Genomic DNA, 20,031 nt, shown 5'->3' with positions numbered 1-20,031 from the left:
GTCCGGCACGCCCTCCCAGCCGGACAGCCGCACGCTCCCACGGATGGAGCCGGCCGAGAAGGCCACGCTGGGATACCTGGCCTGCGCTGCGGTGGCGGTCGTTCTCGGCCGCCACAACGTGCCAGATGCACTGCTGCTCGTGTGCCTGTACGCGGCTGTGGCGGCTTTCGTCGGTGCCTGCTTCATCGCCCAATCTCGCTTTCCCTCACCGGCCCTGCTGTGGCTGCGCACGCTCTACCCGCTGGCCTGTGGACCGCTGCTGTTTTCCGTAGCCGGATCGCAGTCCCTGGCTCTGCACGGCCGCATGCTCGACGAGGTGATGCTGACGTGGGAACAGCAACTCCTTGGTGCGTATCCCAACGTCTTGCTGGGCGCTGTGGCCTCCCGTCCTCTCAATGAACTCCTCAGCCTCAGCTACAGCTCCTACTACCTGTACTTCGTCCTGCCGCCCGCCTACTTCATCGCCACCCGCATGCATGAGGCGTCAAAGCGCTACATCCTCGCGATGTGTGTAGCGATCTACCTGTGCTGTCTCGGCTTCATGCTGCTGCCCCTCGTCGGCCCGATCGCAGCCCTGCACGGTGCCTTCATGCCTGAGCACCTGCAGGGCTACCTGGCCCAGCCCCTCCAGGCACAACTGATGGCGAGCGCCGACCCGCCCGGCACCTGCTTCCCCTCCTCTCATGTCGCCGGCGCCTGGGCGGCGGCGCTCTCGGTGTGGGCCGCCCCCGTACCGCGCCCGGCGAAGCGGCTGATGATCGCGGCCACCGTGCTGCTCACCGTGTCGGTGGTGTACTGCCGCTACCACTACGTCCTCGACGCTGCCGCGGGGATGGCCACCGCCGCACTGGCCGTCTTCCTCGCCAAGTGGCTCACCCGCCGCGACAGCAACTGACCGCAGCACCGCGGAGTTCAGTGAGCGGCAGACGCCTCCGCGGAACTCTCAGCGACCATGTCCTGTCCGTGCTGCGGGGCGTTCGCTCCCCGCGGGGCAGGTCGTTTGACCCACGCCGGGGCCCACCAGTTGGCCCGCCCGGTCAGCTGCATGAAGGCCGGCACCAGGATGCCGCGCACCAGCGTGGCATCGATCAGGACCGCCACCCCCAGTCCGACGCCCATCATCTTCAGTGTCGTGATGTCGGAACTCGCCAGTCCGGCCATGCTGATGGCGAAGACCGCGGCGGCCACGGTGATGAGCCGGCCCGTGCGGGCGATGCCCTCGATGATCGCCTCGCGGTGATCCCCGCCGGCGTCGTAGTGCTCCTTGACCCGGGCCAGCAGAAAGACCTCGTAGTCCAGCGACAGCGCGAACGCGATCGCACACAGCAACGGCGGAATCGTCATGTCCAGGAAGCCCGTGGTCGTGAACTCGCCTACCAGCCACCGTAGATGGCCCTCCTGGAAGATGTAGACCACGCTGCCCAGGCTGGCCGTCAGGCTCAGCGCGGCCATCGCGACGGCCTTCAGCGGAATCAGTACCGACCTGGTGTACAGCAGCAGCGCGGCGAGCGTCGTGGCCGCCATGAGCAGTACGGCCCAGGGCACCCCATCGGCCAGAGCCGTCTTCGCGTCGACGTGCCGGGCGGGCGAACCCCCCACCCAGTGCGGTCCGGGCACGCGCAGCTCCCGCACCCGCTCCACCAGGCGTGCGGCCGCCGTCGACTGCGGATCCAGCCCCGTCGATGCCTTCAGCCACACTGCCGTCGCCCCATCCGCTACCGCCTGGACGACTGCGGTGCGATGGCGGTCGTGGTAGCGGCCCGTCGGGGCGGTGACCTGGACGACGCCGGGCACCGCACTGATGCGCCTCGCGTAGTCGTCCACGCTGCGGCCATCGGGCACCGGGGCCAGCACGATGATGAGATCGCGGTCGGGTTGGGCAGGGAAATCGGTGCGGAGGCGTTCGGTGAACTCCCGGGCCTGTGAACCGGCGGGGAGCGCACGCTCGTCGGCGAACCCCCACTGGGCCTGTCCGAACGGCCACACCAGCGCGGCCATCAGCACCGCGCAGCAGACCGCCCACGGCCACGGCGCCCGGGTCACCCACCGCGCGAGCCGCCGCCACGCCGGACTTGACGCCGCCCGGCGGTGCCCGATCCGGGAACCCAGCATCGCCAGCAGCGCCGGCAGCAGGACGACGCTCGCCGTCGCCGCCAACAGCACCACCGCGACCCCCGCCACCGCCATCGACCGCAGCCACGGGAACGGGAACACCCACAGCGCGGAGAATGCCAGTGCCACCACGCCGGCAGACACCAGCACGCTGCGACCCGCGGTCCGGGCCGCCTCAACCGCGGCATCCGGCACCGCCAGCCCTCGCGCACCTTCCTCACGGAAGCGAGTCACCACCAGCAACGCATAGTCCACGGCCAGCCCGAAGCCCAGAGCGGTCGCGATGTTCAGCGAGATCGCCGACACCTCCATCACACCACCCAGCAGGCGCAGGAACGCCCACGCCCCCGCCACCGCCAATGCCCCCACCAGCAGCGGAAACAGCGCCGCAAGCAACGACCCGAAAGCGAGGACCAGGCACCCGAAGACGACCGGCGCGATCACCAATTCCGCCCGCACCAGGTCCCGTTCACCCAGCTCGGCCGCCTGGATCCCACCCCAGACCCGTCCGCCCGGCGACACCCGCAGCACCCCCTGCCGACCCGTCACCCGGGGCACGAGCCGTGACGCGGCACGCGCCTGCGCCGCCTCATCACCCTTCAGCGCGACACCGATCAGCGCCGACCGTCCATCGCGCGCTCGCAGCGCGGGCGAACGCGACGGCCAGTACGACTCCACCGCGGCCACTCCCGGTTGAGCAGCAACCCGCCGTGCCAGCGCCGCCCCGTCCGAACGCGCCTGAGCCGAGTCGACCGACCCCTCCGACCGGACCCGCAGTACCAGTCCCGGATCAGCCCCACCGAACTTCCGCAACAGCGCATCAGCATGCGCGGACTCCGTTCCCACGGAGTTGTATCCCCCCGTCGACAGGGCAGCCGTGGTGCCAAGCGCCGTCACACACACCACAGCCACAGCGCACAGCACCGCCGCCCACACGGTGCGCATCGGAGCCCTGACACTGCGACAGGCCAGCCAGCACAGCGGTCCGCTTCTGCCGGCACCCATGCCCGCCTCCGATCGGCCCGGCCCCGGTGCACGATCGTCCTGTGGCTTGCAAGCATCACGGTCATCGCGCGCGGAACTGATCGTCATGAGAGTCCCCTTGCGTCGCTGGGGGCTGGATGCACGGCAGCCGGAGCGATCAAAAGGGCGGCTGTAGCGCCAACGGCGCGGGGCAGACACACGAGCGGGGTTCCCCTCGAAGATCACGGACAGGTCGGCGATCTTCGTATCGAGCGCCCTCTCCTGCGGTACGAGGATTGGCCGCTGCCTCACCCACCCGGGCGGTAATTCACATCATCGACAGTGATGGTTCGACCGGCTTTGACCGGGCCCGTACCTCCCCGACAGCGGCGACAGGGCGCATCCTGTCGCAGTGCATTTGGCAGGCAGCGGGCTACGGAACTGCTGGGCTCGGGCTCTCCTACGAGGGAGAACGAGTGAGAATCCGACAGCTTCAATGTGACAGGACAGCGCGCACCGCAGCCCAGCCGTCACATCCGCTCTGATCCAACGAAGCGGGATCGGACCGGCCGCCAGGATCAGCCGTCGCGTCTCAGCAGAAGGTTGGCCAGTGCGAAGGCGGCCTCGGTTTTCGGGTGGGTTCCGCCCAGTCGGGTGTTGAGGATCAGGGCGCCCCTGCGGGCGAGGCTCGCCGCGGTCGGGTCGTTCAGCGCGTGTACGGCTCGGGCCTTGAGCAGCAGGGCGTATCCGATGTACAGGTGGTCCGGCGCGTAGCTCGCCTCGCGGATGCGCAGGGCCCGGGAGATCAGCGGTACGGCCGTCGCGTGGTCGTCCAGGTCGAGGTGGACGCTCGCCAGGGCTATCAGGTCGAAGCTGACGTAGGGGTCGTCCGGTCCGTACGCCGCCTCGTCGATCCGCAGCGCCCGCTCGGCCAGGGGCACCGCGGCCTCGTGATCGCCGAGGACGTGTCGGATGCGGGCCAGGGTGGCCAGGTCCGTGGCGATGGCGGGGCTGTCCGAGGGCAGGCAGGACTCGTGCAGGGTCAGCGCGCGTTCCGCCAACGGACGGGCTCGCTCCGGTGCGCCTCGGTCCCGGTGGATCTGCGCCAGCATGATCAGGTCGAAGGCGACTTCCGCGTCCCGCTGTTCGAGCGACTCGTCGATCGCGAGGGCACGCTCGCACAGGGGCAACGCCACCGTGTGGTCGCCGATCGAGAGAAGGAACTCCGAGGCCAGCCTCAGCAGTGTCGCCGTCTGCGCGGCGCATTCGGCGGGCGGCGGCTCGGCCTTGGTCACCGCGAGCGCGTGCGGGAGCAGTTCCTGCCAGCGTGAGCGGGCGTCCGGGTCACCGTGGATGTCGTGGGGTACGGCCGCGAGCAGCGCCCGGCACAGTCGTACCCGGGCGTCGGTGCGTACGTCGTCCGGCATCGCGGCGCGGATGGCGGCCTGCACCAGCCGGTGCAGCAGCAGGGAGGAGGCTTCGCGTCGCGCGAGCCCCAGGCCGGCCAGGGCACCCACCGTCGTGTCCCACACCACCGGGTCGGCCGCGGCCGTGACCAGTGTCTCCGGGCTGCCGCGGAACAGGTCCAGCGGGATCGGCTCCGGTGCGAGCAGGGCGCACAGCTCCAACAGCCGCATCGCCTGCGGCCGCTCGGTCCGCAGCCTTCGCACACTGAGCTGCCACAGGGTCGCGACCACCACCGTCGGCCGGTCCACCAGCTCGCCCAGCGCGATCATGTCCTCCAGTCGCGACGTCAGCAGAGCCAGATAGTCCTCGGGCGCGGTCTGGTTGTAGTCCATGTACCCGGCCGCCTGCTCCAGCGCCAGCGGCAGGTCCCCCAGGTGCTCGGCGATCCGGTCCGCCGCGTCGGTGGTCATGCCCCGCACCCGCCGGGCCAGCAGCTCCACCGCCTCCCGTCTGGTGAACACCTCCAGGTCGATGACGCCGGCTCTGCTCGACCAGCCGCGCGACCTGGTGGTGACGATGACGTGACCGTCGTTCCCCGGGTCACCCGACGGCAGCGCGTTCGCGAGCGGGCCGGGTCTCTCCCCGTTGTCGAAGATGATCAGCCAGGGCCCGTGGTCCCGCAAGGCGCCGTAGACCAGTGGGACGACCTGTTCGGAGCTGACCTCGGCCAGCCCCAACTCCCTGGCGAGCGCCGCGAATTGTGACGCCACCAGGTCGGGATCCTCGGCGTCCACGAACGCCATGAACCGGTATTCCGACCGGTGGAGATGGGCGTACTCGACCGCGAGCTGCGTCTTGCCGACGCCACCCAGCCCGTGAACGACCTGTATGGCGCCGTCGTCGGCCGAGGTGAGGCGCTGGCGCAGTTCCCGCAATGTGGCGTCGCGGCCGGTGAAGTTGGTGTTGCGCGGTGGCAGCCGGTAGGTCGCCGGACCGGGCCGCGAGTTGCTGCGCGGACGCGGGGCCGGGGCGCGGTTCTCCCGGACGGCGGTCTCGAACAGGTCGGTGAGCGTGGCATGGTCGCTCCGCAGCCGCGCGAGTTCCTCCTCGCAGGAGAGGTCGATCCGGCCGGCGTGCGCGGCACGGACGCACGCGGTGGCATAGGCCGCGACCCGTTCCCACGGGGGCGGCTTGGCGAACTTGCCTGCCAGCAGGTCCGAAAGGGACGACCGGGTGAGGACCTTGGTCTCGTCGTGGGCCAGCAGCTGTGCCTGGGTGGGTGACCCCGAGGACGTGCGCAATCGCTGCAACCGGCCGACGAACCAGCTCTGTGGCGAGCCCGGTCCCCTCATGTGCGCCGCTTCCCCCGTCCCGCTCTCCGGAATCGTCCGGACCTCGCAGTCCGGAAATGTAGCCCATCCAGCGGAGGAGCCCAGCGGATCCGGGATCCTCCGGGACTGCCCTACCCGAGCGGCGCCACCCCTCAACGTAGTCGGCGGCACGGATGCCGTAGCGCATCCCGATATTCAGAAACGAGGGGATCAGTCATGGAGCTCAAGGGAAGCCTCGGCCGACTCGCCGGCGCGGGGGCGGCGATCGCGTTCGGTTCGACGCTGCTGGTCGGCGGCGCGACCTCGGCGCAGGCGGCGCCGGTGAACTACCAGGTGATCAACGGCAACAGCAGCAACTCCTGCCTCCAGGTGAACATCTCGGGAGACAAGGGCAACCTCGTCCTCGGCAAGTGCGACCGCAGCGCCAAGCAGGTGTGGCGGATCACCGGCGGCGTCTTCAGGAACCCGGCGTCGGGCCACTGCCTCGACGGCAACGGGGCCGATGTCTACACCTTCAAGTGCAACGGTGGCGCGTACCAGAAGTGGACGACCACGTCCGGCAGCAAGAAGTCCATCCGGCACAGCCAGAGCGGCAAGTACCTGGACGCGAACGGAACGGTCGGCGCCCAGGTCGTCTTCCAGCCCACCATCGGAACGGCGTCCCGCTGGGTGATCGACCCGGTGTGACGCATCGGCCGACGACATGAACGCGGTACGGCGGGCCGTCCCCTCTGGCGGTCCGCCGTCCCCCGCCCGCAGCCTCAGAAGGCCAGCTTGCCGGTGTGCTCAGCGGAATTCTTGAAGTACAGGTTGAAGGCGAACCCGTCCTTCATGTCGTAGGCGATCACTTTCCACTGGCCCGCTGTGGTCCGGGTGTAGCGATCCGGGCAGGCATACGTCATGTGACCGGTCCTCATGCATACCTTCACGTCCACCGCGGAATTGGTCTTGATGTTGATGTCGGAGCAGCGGTTCGTGGTGACGTAGTAGCCGCGCAGATCCGGCGGCTGGATGTACTTGTTGGCCTTCTTGGTGTAGCTCGCGGCTCCGCCGTAGCACGTGACCGCGTTGGCCGACGCCGCTGTCGCGAGTGTGAGTCCGGACGCCAGCAGGACGCCGGCAGACGTGAGTGCGACGATTCTTTTCATGTTTCCCCCAGGTCGACGTGCTAGCAGTTGGGCTGGGTCTCGATGCGGATGCCGGTCACTGTGAGGCCGGGGCCGAAGCCGTGCGTGGTGTTCGGGGGTACGCACGAGTAGTAGGCCACGCCGGACCGGTCGATGTAGTGACGTCCTGGTACGCGGCGCTCGGATCGCCGTTGTCCCAGTCGGCGGTGGTGGGCGAGTGCGGCGGACGCCGTCGCGAGTACGGCCATCTGTCTGGGCAGCACTCGAACGCCCATGGGAGCCTCCTGGTTCGTGTCGCGGTGGGTGTGTGCCGGTCCGGCACACAGGACTGTCTCCCGGGCGTGGGTACTTGGGGCACCTGGAACTGTTCAGGTTGCGTCATCGGTCCTGTGCCAGGGCGACGAGTTCCGCGAACAGGCCGCCGGCGTGGGTGAGGTCGTCGTAGGTGCCCTGTTCGATGATGCGGCCCTTGTCCATGACGACGATGCGGTCGGCGAGGCGGGTGTTCTGGAGTTGGTGGGTGACGACGATCGTCATGCGCTCGGCCGCGATGCGCTTGATCTCCAGGAAGATGGCGTGTTCGCCGCGGGTGTCCATCTGGGAGGTCGGTTCGTCCAGGATGAGGAGGGGGGTCTGCCGGTAGAGGGCGCGGCCGCACACCAGGCGTTGCCATTGGCCGCCGGAGAGTTCGGCTCCGCCCCAGAGTTCCTTGGCGAGGAGGGTGTCGAGCTGCCGGGGGAGCTTCTCGATGGTGTCGCGCATGCCCACGGCGTCGACGACGTCCCACACCGCCCTGTCGTCGTGGGTGCGCGGCTGGCCGAGCGTGATGTTCTCGCGGGTGCGCAGCGGCCAGCGGGCGAAGCTCTGCGGGACGAGTGCGGTGCGTTTCCATACGGCGTCGGGGTCGGCCCGGGCGAGGTCGGTGTCGTCCCACAGGACGCGGCCCTTGTCGGCGAGGAGGATGCCGGTGACGAGTTTGGCCAGGGTGGACTTGCCGGAGCCGTTCTCCCCGACGACGGCCAGGATCTCGCCGCGGCGGAGGGTGAGGGAGACGCCCGCGACGGCCGGTTCCGCCTTGCCGGGGTAGTGGTAGACGACCTCGTCGAGGCGGATCTCGTCCACGCGCTCACGGATGGTCGATTTCGCTCGGTCGGGGGCGCGTTCACCGGCCAGGTCGAGGAACGCGCGCATGTCGGCCAGATAGAGCGAGGTGTGGAACATCGCGGCGCCGTAGATCACGAACTGGGAGAGCGCGGCCAGGGTGGTCTGGACGGCGACCACCGCGGTGGCCGCGAGGGGCAGGGCGACGCGGCCCGTGGTGGCCAGCCAGGCGAGGGTGGCCCAGGTGCAGAGCAGGAAGATCCCGCCGAGGGCGCTCGTGGACACGTTGATGCGGAGCATGCGCGGGGCCGCGGTCAGCGTGCGCTGGTCGATGCGGTCGGACAGGGCGCGGTACCAGTAGGTGAGGTAGCCGGTCATGCCGTTGGCGCGGACCTCGTCGCCGAAGCCGGAGTAGGTGGCCCACCAGCGCATCATGGAGCGGACGTTGCGGTCGCCGAGGTTGAGGTAGTGGGTCTCGTAGTCGACGCGCGCGGACAGTACGGCTCCGGCGCCGGCCGGGAGTACGGCGAGGAGGAGCAGGGGCAGCATCAGCGGGTGCAGGGTGGTGATGACGCCGCTCGCGGCGAGCATACGGATCAGGGCGGACATGAACCGCTGGGCGTCCTGCACCATCAGCCGGGTGCGGGTGACGCCGATCTCGGCGGCCTCCTGCCGGTCGGCGAACCCGTCCTCGCCGTACGCGCTCGACTCCACCCGGCACACGGCCGACACGAGGGCGATGTCCGCCTCGGTCGTCAGCCGCGGGGTGATCCGGCCGTCGGCGTACGAGGACACGGCGCCGCTGATTCGGGCGACGGCCGCGGCCGCCGTCACGACGACCAGCGCGGGCAGCGCGGCGTGCAGGCGTTCGGACACGGTGCCGGTGCCGAGGATGTGGGTCATCGCCCGTGCGGTGGACGCCAGCACGACGGCGGCCGCGACCCCGGTCAGCAACTGGCAGACGAGCAGCAGTGCCACGCCGGCCCTGTCGACGGCCCATGCCATCCGCGCCGTGTGCGCGAGCACCGCGGGCAGACGCCGGCACATGGCCGTGAAACTGGCGCCCGCCAGCGGGTTCTTGCCGAACTTGCCCTCGAAGGCGATGGTGGCCGGGGGCGGTGGGGGAGGTGTCCCAGCGCTTTCGGTCGAGGTGTCGGTCACGGTCACCTGCATCCCTCCTCGGGGGCCTGGCCGCACCTGGATGGCTCGGCGTGCAGGGCATAACGACGCGACACGGGAATCGAACGCGCTCGATTCCGGACGAGTGCGATCCCAGTCCCGGCAAGGGCGCGAGGGTGGGGGCGCGGCGCTGGGGCCCTCGTCGGGCGGCGGAGGGTGGCCGAATCGCCGATGCCGGGAAGGGGTGTGGCGGATGAGGTCTCAGGGTGGGGGGCGGACGCCTTCATGGCGCAGCGGGCCTGTGCCAAACGGCGTCGTATCTCCTTACGACGGCCTTGAGTTCCCGGGCGCTTCGAGGCGACAAGGCCTGCGTCACGGTGTCGAGGAGGGCGCGGGCTTCCAGGGGGTTGCCGCAGCAGTACCAGTGTGTGTCGCCCCACTCGTAGTCATGCCACAGTTGCCGCTCGGGGCGGCCGACGTAGTCCTTCCACAGACGTACGGCCGTGGAGATGTCCCCCGGCTCCAGGTAGTTCCGCGTGCGCTCCAGGCGGATGATCTCGGACAGGGCGTGCCGGGAGAGGCCGTTGATGACCGGTCTCGCATCCCGTGTCCGGTGCCGCAGGGGAAGGGCGGCGCGGAGGTGTCCTGGCCGTCTACGCGGCATGGACCTTTCGGTTGGTCGTCATGGCCTACATCGTGCCACGATCTCGAACGCCGTCGAACGGTATGGGCAGCGGGCGCTCGCCGCCGTCCCCGTGAGCAGCGTCCCATTGTCACGCCTCGGACCCGCCACCGTCCCCCGACGGCACCCGTCCGAGCAGCGTCACCAGGAGGGCGCCCAGCGCCGGCGTGCCGCCCAGCCACAGCACCGACCGGGTGCAGGAGCCGTCCGTCGCGCGGCCGCCCGCGAAGGCGCCCAGGGCTATCGCCCCGTTGAACGCGCCCACGAACAGGGACGGGACCGCACCTCTTCAACAGCGCTGAGGCCGCGCCGACCGCCACTCGCACTGCCGTCGGACGACTGTCACCCGTCTGTCTGGATCTTGCCCCTCCCCGGGGCATCGCCGCTGCCGATCGTCTTTCCTGGAGGAATGATGCGCGGAGGCAGGGTTGCCATCGTCGGGGGCAGTGTCGGGGGATGTGCCGCGGCGCTCGCGGCGCACCGTGGCGGTGCCGGTGAGATCACGGTGTACGAGCAGGCGGCGGGCCGGCTCGCGGACCGGGGCGTCGGGGTCGCGGTGCACGACGGACGGTACGCGGAGCTGGAGTCGGCCGGTTATCTGGACGCGGGTGTGCCGTGGGTGCAGGTCGTGCGTCGGCGTTGGTACGTACGTGACGACAGCGATGACGGTGCGGGGCCGCTCGGGCGGGAGATCGGCGTCATGCCCTTCCCCTTCCGCATGTACACCTGGGGGCCGCTCTGGCGGGAGCTGCGCCGCCGGCTGCCGGCGACGGTGGAGTTCCGGACGAGTGAGCGGGTGCGGCGGGTGGCACCGGTGCCGGGTGGTGGTGGGGCGGTGGTGGAGACGGAGCACGGCTCCGACCGCCATGACCTGGTCGTGGGGGCGGACGGCTATCGCTCGGTGGTGCGTGCGGCGGCGTTCCCCGACGTACGGCCCCAGTACGCGGGCTATCTCGCCTGGCGCGGTGCCTTCCCGGCCGCCCGGCTCACCGACCCGGACCGGTGGGCGGCCGAGGACGGCGTGTACGTCGTCTTCCCCGGCGGCCACGTCATCATCTACCGCATCCCGGACGGCGCCGGCGGCCACCGCGTCAACTGGGTCCTGTACGCCACCCCGCCCCCGGACCTCGAACTGCCCGTCGACGCCCCGACAAGCCTCCCGCCCGGCCAGGTGACGGAGTGCCTGCACACGCGACTGGCGCACATCGCCGAGCACCTGCTGCCGCCGTACTGGGGCGCGTTGGTCCGTCTGACGACGCCGGATGAACTCTTCGTCCAGCCGATGTACGACTTCACGGCACCCCGCTACACCGCGGGCGCGCTCGCGCTGCTGGGTGACGCGGCGACCGTCGCCCGACCGCACACCGGGGCGGGCGCGGTCAAGGCGCTCCAGGACGCCACGGCCCTGGAGTCCGCCCTGACCACCGCCACGGCCTGGCCCGACGCCCTCGACGCCTACGACAACGCCCGCGCCGCGGCCGGCCACGGCATCGTCGACCTCGGCCGCCGACTGGGACGCGCACTGGTCCAACAGACCCCGGACTGGCACTCGCTGGACCAGTCGGCACTGGAGGTCTGGTGGAAGCGGGCGGACGGGTCCGGCATGTTCGGCGGCGGTCGGCTGGGGCATCGCCGGGAGCCTTGAGAAGGCCGTACGAACGTACGGCCGGGCATGGGCCGTCCGTCCGTAAAAGGCCTAACCGATGGCGCAGTTGGACTCGGTCGGGATGTCAGAACGCTTCCGGTCGGCCACATTGGGTGGGACGACGTCCGGGAGGAACAGCGTGGACAAGCACGAGCGCCAATGGGTCATCGCCGAGGTCCAGGCCGAACGGGAGCGGTTGCTGCCGCTGCGGGCGGAGGCGACGCAGACCACGATCGAAATGGTGCGGAAGAGCGGGGCACAGGTCGCCGAACCCGACCTCGTGCCCTATCTCAACCTCGCCTATCTGCTGGGGGTCAAGCGCGCCCGCGGCGAGGACGAACTGCTCGCCTTCGCACTGTCGTTGGCGAACTGGGCGGTCGCCGCGGTCGCCGACCTGGCGAAGTGCACCGACCGCACCGTGGAGCAGGTCGTCGACGTGTACGAGACGGCGCTGATGGCGGCGGCGGAAGCGGGGGAGGACCCGACCTGACCTGGCTCGCGGTCATGCCAGTTGCGGCACCACCGCGACCGGGCACCGCGCATGATGCAGCAGCGTGTGGCTGGTCCGGCCCAGCTGCAGACCGAAGTGGCCGTGCCTGTGGCGGGCGCCGATGACCACGAGGTCGGCCGTGGACGAGCGGGCCACGAGGATGTGGCCGGGCGGGCCCTCGATGGTCGTACGGCGTACGGGGACGGTGGGATGTTCGGCTTCGGCCTCCCCTAGGAGGTCATCGAGCCGCGCCGCCGCTCGCTTCTCGTGTGTGCCTGCGCCCTCCTGCGCGGACCAGCTCCAGGCGCGTACGGCATCGAGTGCGCACCCGCGTGCCTCGGCCGAGCGGAAGGCGAAGTGCACGCCGCGGCCGGCGCTCGTCGGATTCCCCGCGCCGAGCAGGACCCGCCGGTGCAGGCCCCGCCAGGGCGGCGTCGTCGCCGCGGACCACGATCACCGGGCAGTGCGCGCGGGCGGCGACACCCAGGCCGACCGACCCGAGGAGCAGCCCCTTCAGCTCGCCGCGGCCCAGACCGCCCGTCACCAGGGCTCCGGCGTTGTGGGCCTCGTGCAGCAGGGCACGGATCGGCTCCTCGGGGACGATGCCGGTCGTCACCTTCACCTTCGGATCGCGCCGTACGGCACGCTCGGCCGCCGAGGCGATGATGTGCTCGGCAGCGGCAGACCGGTGCGCGCGGCTTCGTCCACCGCCCGGTCGACCGCCCGCAGACTCGGATCCGATCCGTCGACGCCCACCACCAGGGGGAGTGTCAGCGGTCTCATCTCACTCACCGCCTTCCCACATCCCACCGTCGCATCCGTGGGCGGGCCGCAGGAGGGGCGAGTGGGTCCCAGGGGGAGGACGTAGGGTCGCATGCGCCTGGGCCGTTCGGCCCTGCCGTGCTCCCGGCAGCTGGTCGCCTTCGGGTCCGGGGAGGCGGCACTCTTTCTGTCAAGTATGGGGTGAAAAGCGGGAGTTGAGGAGGAGAATCGGATTCTTCGGTCGATAGGAGGCCGCGATGGGACACAGCCCTTACGACATCGGTTTGATCTTTCCGCTCGCTGAGGAGTTCGAGTACGCCCGCGAGGCCATGTCGTTCGATGAGCCGGTCATCGAGGAGGGGCGGTACTTCCACCCCTTCGACATCCCGGGTACGCGACTGCGTGGTGTGGCGGCCGTGCAGCACGACATGGGGCTTGCTTCGGCGACTCTCGTCGCCGCGGACCTGCTCAACAGGTTCAAGGTGCGGATGCTCGCCCTGATCGGCATCGCCGGGGCGCTCGACGACGACCTGAAGCTGGGAGACGTGGTGATCGCCCAGGGCGTGGAGGAGTACCTCACCGGTGTGAAGGCCGAACCCGTACCGGGCGCGGCAGACGTGTACGAGTTCGCCCACGCCGGCACCCCCTGGAACATCAGCGCCGACATGCTCGCGTACGTCAGGGAGTTCCGTTTCAGGTCGGAGGGGCAGGTGCTCCACCAGTCGTGGCAGCGGGAGGCGGACGAGCGCAGGCAGCAGGCCGGGCTGCCCGGCGGGCTGGTCTCGGACGCACCGAGGTATCACGTGCTGCCCATAGCGTCCGGCGATGTGGTGGTCGCCGCCGAGCCTTTCGCCCGGTGGCTCAAGAGCCGCAATCGGCGACTGGCCGCGGTGGAGATGGAGGGCGGCGGCGTCGCCCGCACGTTCTACAACAGCAGGGGCGGGGTCGAGCTGCTGATCATCCGTGGGATCAGCGACTTCGCCGATGAACGCAAGCGCACGCTGGACCGTGCCGCCGGAACGCGGATCGCCCGCGGCGCCTGGCGGCAGTACGCCACGCGCAATGCCGTGGGGCTCTTCCAGGCGCTGGTCAGCACACCGGGGCTCCGTCTCCCTGGGAGGGGCGACGGCGGGGGCGGTGCGACAGGGGAGGGAGGCAGAGCGAGCGGTCGACGGGGCGCCGGGCTGGTCCCCTACTTCGCCGGGGAGAAAGCCTTGGAATTCGCCATCGATGAGGTCACAGGGCCGGACGCCGTGCCCCCTGACTGGTCGGCCGACCGGTCCGTTGCCGACGAGGTGGACCCCGACGGCCGGCCGGGTGACCTCGACGGTCACCCGGGTGACGTGGACGGCGGATGGGACGACTCCGGCTATGGCGGCGAGTATGCGTAGCCCGCGCCAGGGGCCCGGCGTCACACCGTGGATGTCCCGGTCAGCTCGGCCAGATCGCCGAGCAGGGTGTCCGCCCGGGCGATGGCTTCCCGGTGCTCCGCGACCCGGGCGGCACGCTGCTCGGGGGTCAGCCCGGCGCGCTCGGACAGATAGCGCCGGTCCTCGCGGACCCGTTTCTCGAGGTCGGCGAGCGCGTTCCTGATGCCCTCGGCCAGTTCGTCCCTGCGCCGCGCCAGCACCTTGAGGGCCTCGGCCGCAGCCGTCTCCCGCACCTGCCAACAGACCGACGCCAGTACGTCGGCCGCTTGGTTCGCGGTGCGGGCGCGGTACTTGCGGTACGTGCTGATGCCGCCGAAGACCGTCGCGCCGATGACGAAGGGCCAGAACACGGGTATCGCGGCCCCGACTCCGATCAGTCCCGCGTTCTGAAGGACGACGGCTCCCACGGCGGTGACGCCGACCGCGGTGATACCGCCGCCCATGGCGGCCGGCACATCGGTCACGTCCATCTCCCAGCCGGTGTCCTTCGGCGCGGGCAGCCGTTGGAACACCTTCTCCGCCTGCGCTTTCTGTGCGAACGTCTCGTCGATCCCCTCGTCGGCCATGAGCGCCCGCACCCGGGCGACGGCGGCGTTCAACTGCTCCTCGCCGAATCGCACCAGTTCGGTGAACGCCAGCTCCGGCTCGCCGAGCAGCTGCTGGACCTGATCGTGCACCTCCGCCGGCTTGAGCCCGGTCAGCCTGGCCCGGTATTCCCGGTCGAGTTCGGCGGCATGGTCCCTGGCGCGAGCCTTGATGGCGCTGGACATGCTCTGGCACACGGCCTCGTACTGCTTGCGCCAGTAGTCCCCGTCGTGAGCCACCCACCGGGCGATCCTGGTCTCCCGCTCGGAGATGACGGCACTGGCCTCCTCGGCCCCTCGGAGGACCGCGATGCGCTGTTCGGCCCTGCTCCGCAGGTCGGTCAGCAGGATCGTCACCAGCCGGCGGATGTTGGCCCGGTGCAGACTGTTCCCGCGGTCGACGACCTCGGTATCGAGCAGTTCGCGCAACAAGGACAGCTGGGAGACGGCCAGCAACTCCTCGGCTCCGGAAGGGACGGCGCCGTCCTCCGGGTCCAGGGCGTCCAGGGCATTGCGGGCGGACACCGACACGCCCGGGACGGACGCGAACCGTTCGGCGAGGCGCCGGCCCTGCTCGGCATCGCCCAGCAGGGCGCTCCACTGCTCCGGGTCCCGCAGCGTCGCCATCTCCTGCTCCAGCGTCCGGTCCGCGTCCCGGGTCTCGTCGCGATGGGGCTGGACGACGATGCAGGCGGTCACCCGCTCCACGGCCTCGGCGAGAAACAGCCGTTCGCTGCGGGTCAGCGGCGCGCCGGGCTTGGTCACGAACATCACCGCGTCGGCCTCGACGAGTGCGGCAAGGGCCGCCCTGCGGTGCGCCGCCCGTAGCCCGCCCACTCCCGGGGTGTCCAGAAGCTGGAGTCCGTCGCGGAGGATGGGCGCGGGCAGTGTGATGTCGACGTACTCCACGCCGGTGCCCCGGCCGTGCCGGTCGGCGACGAGCCGCTCGCCGTCGACCGACAGATAGGCACCCAGGTCCGCCTCGGCTATCTCGGCCGCGACTGTTCCGCCGGTCGCGGAGCGCAGCCATGCCCGGGCGCCGAAGCCGTGTCCGTGGTGCAGATGGGTCCAGGTAGCCGTGGACGTGGCGAAGTGGGTGGGCAGTAAGCGGCGGCCGAGAAGGGCGTTGATCAGCAAGGACTTGCCGGCGGACACCTCACCGACCACCACGACGGGCAGCAGCCGCGCCTCCCAGCGCCCCCGCAGTCGCGCCAGTGCGTCACAGGCGGAGGCGTCGGCGCCGTACTCGCGTCCGAACGTGGCGGTGGTCTGCGCGAGTCGCGCGAGGCGTTCGTCGGTTCCGCGGATGTCGCCTGCGGGTCGGGGAGGTGCGTCGGGCGGCTTGTGTGCGGAGCTGGTCATGTCTCGTCTTCCGTCCTGTCGAATACGGTGACCAAGGCCCGGCGCTGTATGGCGCCGTGCTGGTCGGCGAAGCCCGCGTGGATGGTCTCGGCGACGGTCTCGACGTCATCCGGTGTGGCCGCGGGGACGCTTCGCGCCCACTTGTGCAGGGCGGGGTCGAAGCGCACGCCGCGTGCCGGAGCGATGACCTGCGCACCGGGCAGCAGTCCGACTGCCTCCGTCAGTAGCCGCCGCAGCTCGGCGCTGCTCAGGCGGAGCGACACGTCGAGGACGGCCTCGACGACCCGCAGGTCAACCGATGGGGACCTGGGCGCGGGTGGTGGCGGTGGCGTCCCCTTGGTGGGCGGTCGTGGCTGCCCGTTGTCCTGCCCCGCACCGCTGCCCGGAGGCCGGGGGACCGGCGGTGGGGTCGCGATCGGCTCCTGCGCCTCAGACGCTCGTACGCTGAACCGCTTCCACAGCCAGGCCAGTAGACCTTTCATCCCCTCGGCTCCTTACGCAGGGTCTCGGCGCACGAACAGTGCGCTTGAACGGGTGGCGGTGCGGAGGCCGCTTCGATCACCAGCCGGGCGACCCGGCCGACCTCGGTCGACCGGCCTGGCTGGAAGGCGAGTCGCTGCCAGTGGGCGAGGGCCGACGGGGGGAGCGGGCCGTCGCTCTCGCCGCGCAGCAGGGCGGCCGTCGCGGCCCGGTCGCCGTCCGGAACGGAGCGCAGGGCCGGGCCGCGTAGGTGCAGGGCCGCCCCGCGGCGGTCCAAGGCGACGAAGTGAGGGCAGCGGCGCAGCTGAGCGAGTCCTCGCTGGATCCGGTCCGCGCGCGCGGCGCCGAGCCGTGCGGCCAGCCGGTGCAGCCGCCCCGTGACGGCGTTGACGGTGAGTACTTCGCTGTCCTCCGCCAGCGATTCCAGCGCCGCCTCCACGGCTCGCAGGCCGGACAACTCCTCCCAGAACCCGGAGAGTTGGCGGAGCGTCCCGATGGTGCCGTCCGCCACCAGCGGCAGAGCGGGTGTGACGCAGGGCAGTGGGGCCACCTCGGCGAGCGCGGCCAGCGCGTCCATGGCCACGCCGGTGCGCCGGGCGGTCAGCTCGAGGGCGTGCCAGCCGCCGGGCACGGCAGCCGCCAACTCGCTGTTCCCGGCGAGCGTCCGCAGCGTGGCCAGATGGCCGGGGCGCAGCAGCTCCGCCCTGACCGTCATCGCCAGCTGCTGCGACACCGCGACCGCGCGGACGCCGGGGATCCGGGACTTGGCGATCAGGTTCTCCTCGATGCTCGGCCAAGGGGCCGTGCAGGTGTCCGCCTTGGCCGCGACCAGGACGATGTTGAAGCCGCTGCCGTACTCGCCGCGGGTGAGTTCCACGAACCGCCTGAGCCGTTCGCGCGATCCGCCCATCAGCTCGGCGCCGCTCAGATAGAGCAGCACCGTGGCCGACGCCGCCGCGTCCGACGCGGCGGACAGCATGTCCTCGGTCACCCGCCCGCGCCCGGAGGCGGTGTTGACCCCGGGTGTGTCGGCCAGCACGATCCGGTCGGCCAGGGGGAACGGCACCACGGCCATCCGGTGCTCCGGTCCGGGAGGCAGTCCCGGGGGCAGCGACGGATGGCGGTACCAGGTGACCTCGGCGGTCGTCTCCTCCCACCGCACGGCCGCGTGCCGCCCGCCGAGCAGCGCGTTGACCAGCGTGGACTTGCCGCAGGAGACATCTCCCGTCACCGCCACCCGCAACGGCTCCCTGCAATGGGCCGCCATGTCGTCCAGTACGGCACAGGCGGGACCGGCGAACTCGTTGCGGGAGCGGAGGAGTTCGCACAGCACGGCCAGACAGCCGGCGGCCGGGCCCGGCGTCCGCGGCGGGGCCGGCCGCCCACCGCTCACGGTGTCCATGGCGTGCCTCAGGCCTGTTCCAGAACAAGCGCGGACAGTTGTCTGCCCTGCCGTACGACGAACTCCCCGGCGTTGCCCGTCGCGCAGATCTGATGCACCGCGCCCTTCTTCATGGGCACCTGGCACAGCTCGGAGCCGGTCAGTCCGTCCAGGACCGTGATGGCCTTGTGGGGCTTGCTGAAGGCCAGCAGCACCGGACGGCGCCGCAGCAGCGCGCACTCGATCGCACCGCCCTCGAAGGGAAGCCGCCAAAGTGACGTGACGGTACGGGTCCTGACCCGCAGGGCCTCCAACCCGTCGGGCCGGGAGAGGAACACCATCGCGGGTTTCGGCAAGACGGCTGCCTCCGTCGCTTCCGCCAGAGCGAAGGGGACACTCGTCTCCTGGCCGCCGTCGGCGAGGCAGTGCACGTGCATGTGGGACGAGGTGAACTGAAGCACGGCCTCGGGGGAGTCGAGGAAGGCCAGGGCCGAGGTCCCCGAGTGACGGCGCAGGACGGCGGTCTGCCGCCAGCGGCGACTGTTGCGCCGGAACACCGCCCCCGGCTGCTCCTCTCTTGCGCAGGCCGCCCGGTCACCCCGGATGGCCACCGAGGTCACGCTCCAGCCGGTGAACGTGGCCATCCAACGGAAGTCCGCACCGAGATACCCGAGCGGAGCGAGGGCTCCGGAGCCGTTCACGGACCATTCCTGCACCAGGCCGGTGTCCGTGCCGGTGAGGATCCGCCCCGCGCCGGGGTCTGTGGCCAGCACGACCTTGGTCGTGAGGAATCTGCCCGGTGTGGCCGAGCCGCGATCCGTCCCGGTGCGGTCGGTGAGCCGGAGTGTCGAATTCGTGGTCACGGAGGCGAGATTGCCGTGGCCGGCGACCTCCACCCGCCGCTCGGTCGGCAGCTGTCCGGTGCGCCGCAGCTGTCCCCGTACCGAAGCCGGCAGATGGACGGCGCCGAGCGCGACGCTGTGCTCCCAGTCGGTCTCCTCCGTGCCGTCCCCGGTCGCCAATTCCGCGCCGATGTCCTGCGCGAGGTCCCCGACCAGCGCCTGGACGAGCGGGATCCGGCTGGATCCGCCGGACAGGGCGACGGCGCCGACCTTCGTCGTACGGGGCAGGGCGTCGATGCCCTGCCGGAGCAGGGACACGCAGGACTCCACGAGTGGCTCGATCGCGTCCTCGAAATCGCTTCGGTACAGCACGACGTCGGGCAGATCCTGGTGGGCGAAGACGATCTCGTCCTCCGTGGACAGCCGCTCCTTCGCGCTCCGGGCCGCCGACCACATCTCGTAGGCCGCCTCCGTCCGCAGACGCTCGAAGTCCTCTCCTGCCCGCTCTGGCAGCAGCGTGGCGACCAGATCCAGTACGGCGGCGTCGAAGTCGTCCCCGCCGACGAGCAGCCCACGGCAGAACCGGGGCGCCGGAACGGTCTTGTCGACCCTGTCCAGGACGGCGGCGTCGAAGGTCGAGGCCCCCAGATCGAAGACCGCGAGCGCGGCGTCCCCCGCGCCGGCGGGCAGTGCGCCGCGGCGCAGATGATGTGTCGCCGCGGCGACCGGCTCGGCGGCCAGCTCGACACGGCACGCGATGCCGGCCTTCTGTCCGGCCCGGCGCAGCAGATCCCGGTCGTCGCTCTGCCATTCGGCGGGATGGGTGAGGACGAGGGCGGCGGGATGCGCACCGATCGCCTCGACCAGCGCCGTGTACGCGTGCGAGAGGACCGTGGCCACGCCGTCCAGGAGGGACAGCGAGACGTCCGGGCCCTGGCGGATGGTCCGCTTGGCGGGTGCGACGCCGTCCGCCCGGTGGACGTGCTGCTTCAGCCACCTGAAGTAGCGGGACGGATTACGGCCTTGGTACGCGTCCGCGTCGTGCCCGACCAGCAAGGTGCCATCGGGCCGCAGGAAGACGGCGGTCGGAAACTGAGAGTACCTCCCGAACATCACCAACTCACCTGCCGCTGCGGTGAGTTGACGATAGGTCACCTTGGTCTGCGAAGCGCCGAAGTCGATGCAACCGATCACGCAGTGCCTCCCACGTGTC

At 70.8% G+C, this 20,031-nt stretch carries 16 protein-coding genes and 1 pseudogene; 5 read left to right on the top strand and 12 right to left on the bottom strand.

The window, feature by feature from the left end; translation table 11 throughout:
- Nucleotides 1-43 precede the first annotated feature (43 nt).
- Nucleotides 44-895 carry a phosphatase PAP2 family protein gene (locus IE325_RS06275; RefSeq protein ID WP_229911686.1) on the top strand — a complete coding sequence of 284 codons (852 nt, stop codon included), beginning with the start codon at nt 44-46 and terminating at the stop codon, nt 893-895.
- Nucleotides 896-912: 17 nt separating this feature from the next.
- Here the strand turns inward: IE325_RS06275 and IE325_RS06270 are convergent, their stop codons facing one another.
- Complete coding sequence (locus IE325_RS06270) at nt 913-3,057, bottom strand: MMPL family transporter (RefSeq protein ID WP_229911719.1); 2,145 nt, start codon at nt 3,055-3,057, stop codon at nt 913-915.
- A 596-nt stretch (nt 3,058-3,653) separates the two neighbouring features.
- Nucleotides 3,654-5,834, bottom strand: a complete 2,181-nt coding sequence (gene fxsT, locus IE325_RS06265; protein WP_190068703.1) for an FxSxx-COOH system tetratricopeptide repeat protein — start codon at nt 5,832-5,834, stop codon at nt 3,654-3,656.
- Nucleotides 5,835-6,029: 195 nt separating this feature from the next.
- Here fxsT and IE325_RS06260 point away from each other — a divergent pair, with 195 nt between their 5' ends.
- Complete coding sequence (locus IE325_RS06260; protein WP_190068702.1) at nt 6,030-6,500, top strand: RICIN domain-containing protein; 471 nt, start codon at nt 6,030-6,032, stop codon at nt 6,498-6,500.
- Between the two features lie 74 nt (nt 6,501-6,574).
- On the opposite strand, the gene IE325_RS06255 is transcribed toward IE325_RS06260, so the two are convergent.
- The 5 genes from IE325_RS06255 to IE325_RS06235 all read right to left on the bottom strand — a co-directional run bounded on the left by IE325_RS06255 (nt 6,575) and on the right by IE325_RS06235 (nt 10,107).
- Nucleotides 6,575-6,961, bottom strand: a complete 387-nt coding sequence (locus IE325_RS06255; RefSeq protein ID WP_190068701.1) for a hypothetical protein — start codon at nt 6,959-6,961, stop codon at nt 6,575-6,577.
- A gap of 20 nt (nt 6,962-6,981) precedes the next feature.
- Nucleotides 6,982-7,215: a hypothetical protein gene (locus IE325_RS06250; protein WP_190068700.1), complete on the bottom strand. Its 234-nt coding sequence runs from the start codon at nt 7,213-7,215 to the stop codon at nt 6,982-6,984.
- Between the two features lie 103 nt (nt 7,216-7,318).
- Complete coding sequence (locus tag IE325_RS06245; protein ID WP_190068699.1) at nt 7,319-9,214, bottom strand: ATP-binding cassette domain-containing protein; 1,896 nt, start codon at nt 9,212-9,214, stop codon at nt 7,319-7,321.
- A 229-nt stretch (nt 9,215-9,443) separates the two neighbouring features.
- Entirely contained in the window at nt 9,444-9,824 is a 381-nt protein-coding gene (locus IE325_RS06240) for a hypothetical protein (RefSeq protein WP_229911685.1), read from the bottom strand.
- A 109-nt stretch (nt 9,825-9,933) separates the two neighbouring features.
- The gene (locus tag IE325_RS06235; RefSeq protein WP_229911684.1) at nt 9,934-10,107 is read right to left on the bottom strand and encodes a hypothetical protein; all 174 of its coding nucleotides are present in this window, start codon (nt 10,105-10,107) and stop codon (nt 9,934-9,936) included.
- A gap of 147 nt (nt 10,108-10,254) precedes the next feature.
- On the opposite strand from IE325_RS06235, the gene IE325_RS06230 reads away from it, so the two are divergent.
- Both IE325_RS06230 and IE325_RS06225 read left to right on the top strand, forming a co-directional pair.
- Nucleotides 10,255-11,487, top strand: coding sequence for an FAD binding domain-containing protein (locus IE325_RS06230; protein WP_190068698.1), 1,233 nt, complete (start codon nt 10,255-10,257; stop codon nt 11,485-11,487).
- 139 nt (nt 11,488-11,626) lie between these two features.
- Nucleotides 11,627-11,977 (top strand): hypothetical protein, encoded by a 351-nt coding sequence (locus tag IE325_RS06225; protein ID WP_190068697.1) that lies wholly within the window; start codon nt 11,627-11,629, stop codon nt 11,975-11,977.
- A gap of 12 nt (nt 11,978-11,989) precedes the next feature.
- Here the strand turns inward: IE325_RS06225 and IE325_RS06220 are convergent.
- A pseudogene (locus IE325_RS06220) lies at nt 11,990-12,760 on the bottom strand (universal stress protein).
- A gap of 236 nt (nt 12,761-12,996) precedes the next feature.
- Here IE325_RS06220 and IE325_RS06215 point away from each other — a divergent pair.
- Nucleotides 12,997-14,130, top strand: a complete 1,134-nt coding sequence (locus IE325_RS06215; RefSeq protein ID WP_190068696.1) for a 5'-methylthioadenosine/S-adenosylhomocysteine nucleosidase family protein — start codon at nt 12,997-12,999, stop codon at nt 14,128-14,130.
- Between the two features lie 20 nt (nt 14,131-14,150).
- Here IE325_RS06215 and IE325_RS06210 read toward each other — a convergent pair whose 3' ends face one another.
- Genes IE325_RS06210 through IE325_RS06195 form a run of 4 tightly spaced genes read right to left on the bottom strand, consistent with a single transcriptional unit; the run spans nt 14,151 to nt 20,012 of the window.
- Nucleotides 14,151-16,115, bottom strand: a complete 1,965-nt coding sequence (locus IE325_RS06210) for a dynamin family protein (protein WP_190068695.1) — start codon at nt 16,113-16,115, stop codon at nt 14,151-14,153.
- Nucleotides 16,112-16,597, bottom strand: a complete 486-nt coding sequence (locus tag IE325_RS06205; protein WP_190068694.1) for a nucleotide exchange factor GrpE — start codon at nt 16,595-16,597, stop codon at nt 16,112-16,114. The genes IE325_RS06210 and IE325_RS06205 overlap by 4 nt, the downstream gene beginning before the upstream one ends.
- Nucleotides 16,594-17,997, bottom strand: a complete 1,404-nt coding sequence (locus IE325_RS06200; RefSeq protein WP_190068693.1) for a GTPase domain-containing protein — start codon at nt 17,995-17,997, stop codon at nt 16,594-16,596. Before IE325_RS06200 ends, IE325_RS06205 begins: the two co-directional genes overlap by 4 nt.
- 8 nt (nt 17,998-18,005) lie before the next feature.
- On the bottom strand, nt 18,006-20,012 hold the full coding sequence (locus tag IE325_RS06195) for an Hsp70 family protein (RefSeq protein ID WP_190068692.1): 2,007 nt from the start codon (nt 20,010-20,012) through the stop codon (nt 18,006-18,008).
- Between the last annotated feature and the right edge of the window lie 19 nt (nt 20,013-20,031).

It is taken from the genome of Streptomyces lanatus (genome assembly GCF_014655715.1).
Classification (GTDB): domain Bacteria; phylum Actinomycetota; class Actinomycetes; order Streptomycetales; family Streptomycetaceae; genus Streptomyces; species Streptomyces lanatus.
The sequence above is the reverse complement of the archived record's forward strand: the minus strand, read 5'-3'. Positions and strand labels throughout refer to the sequence as shown.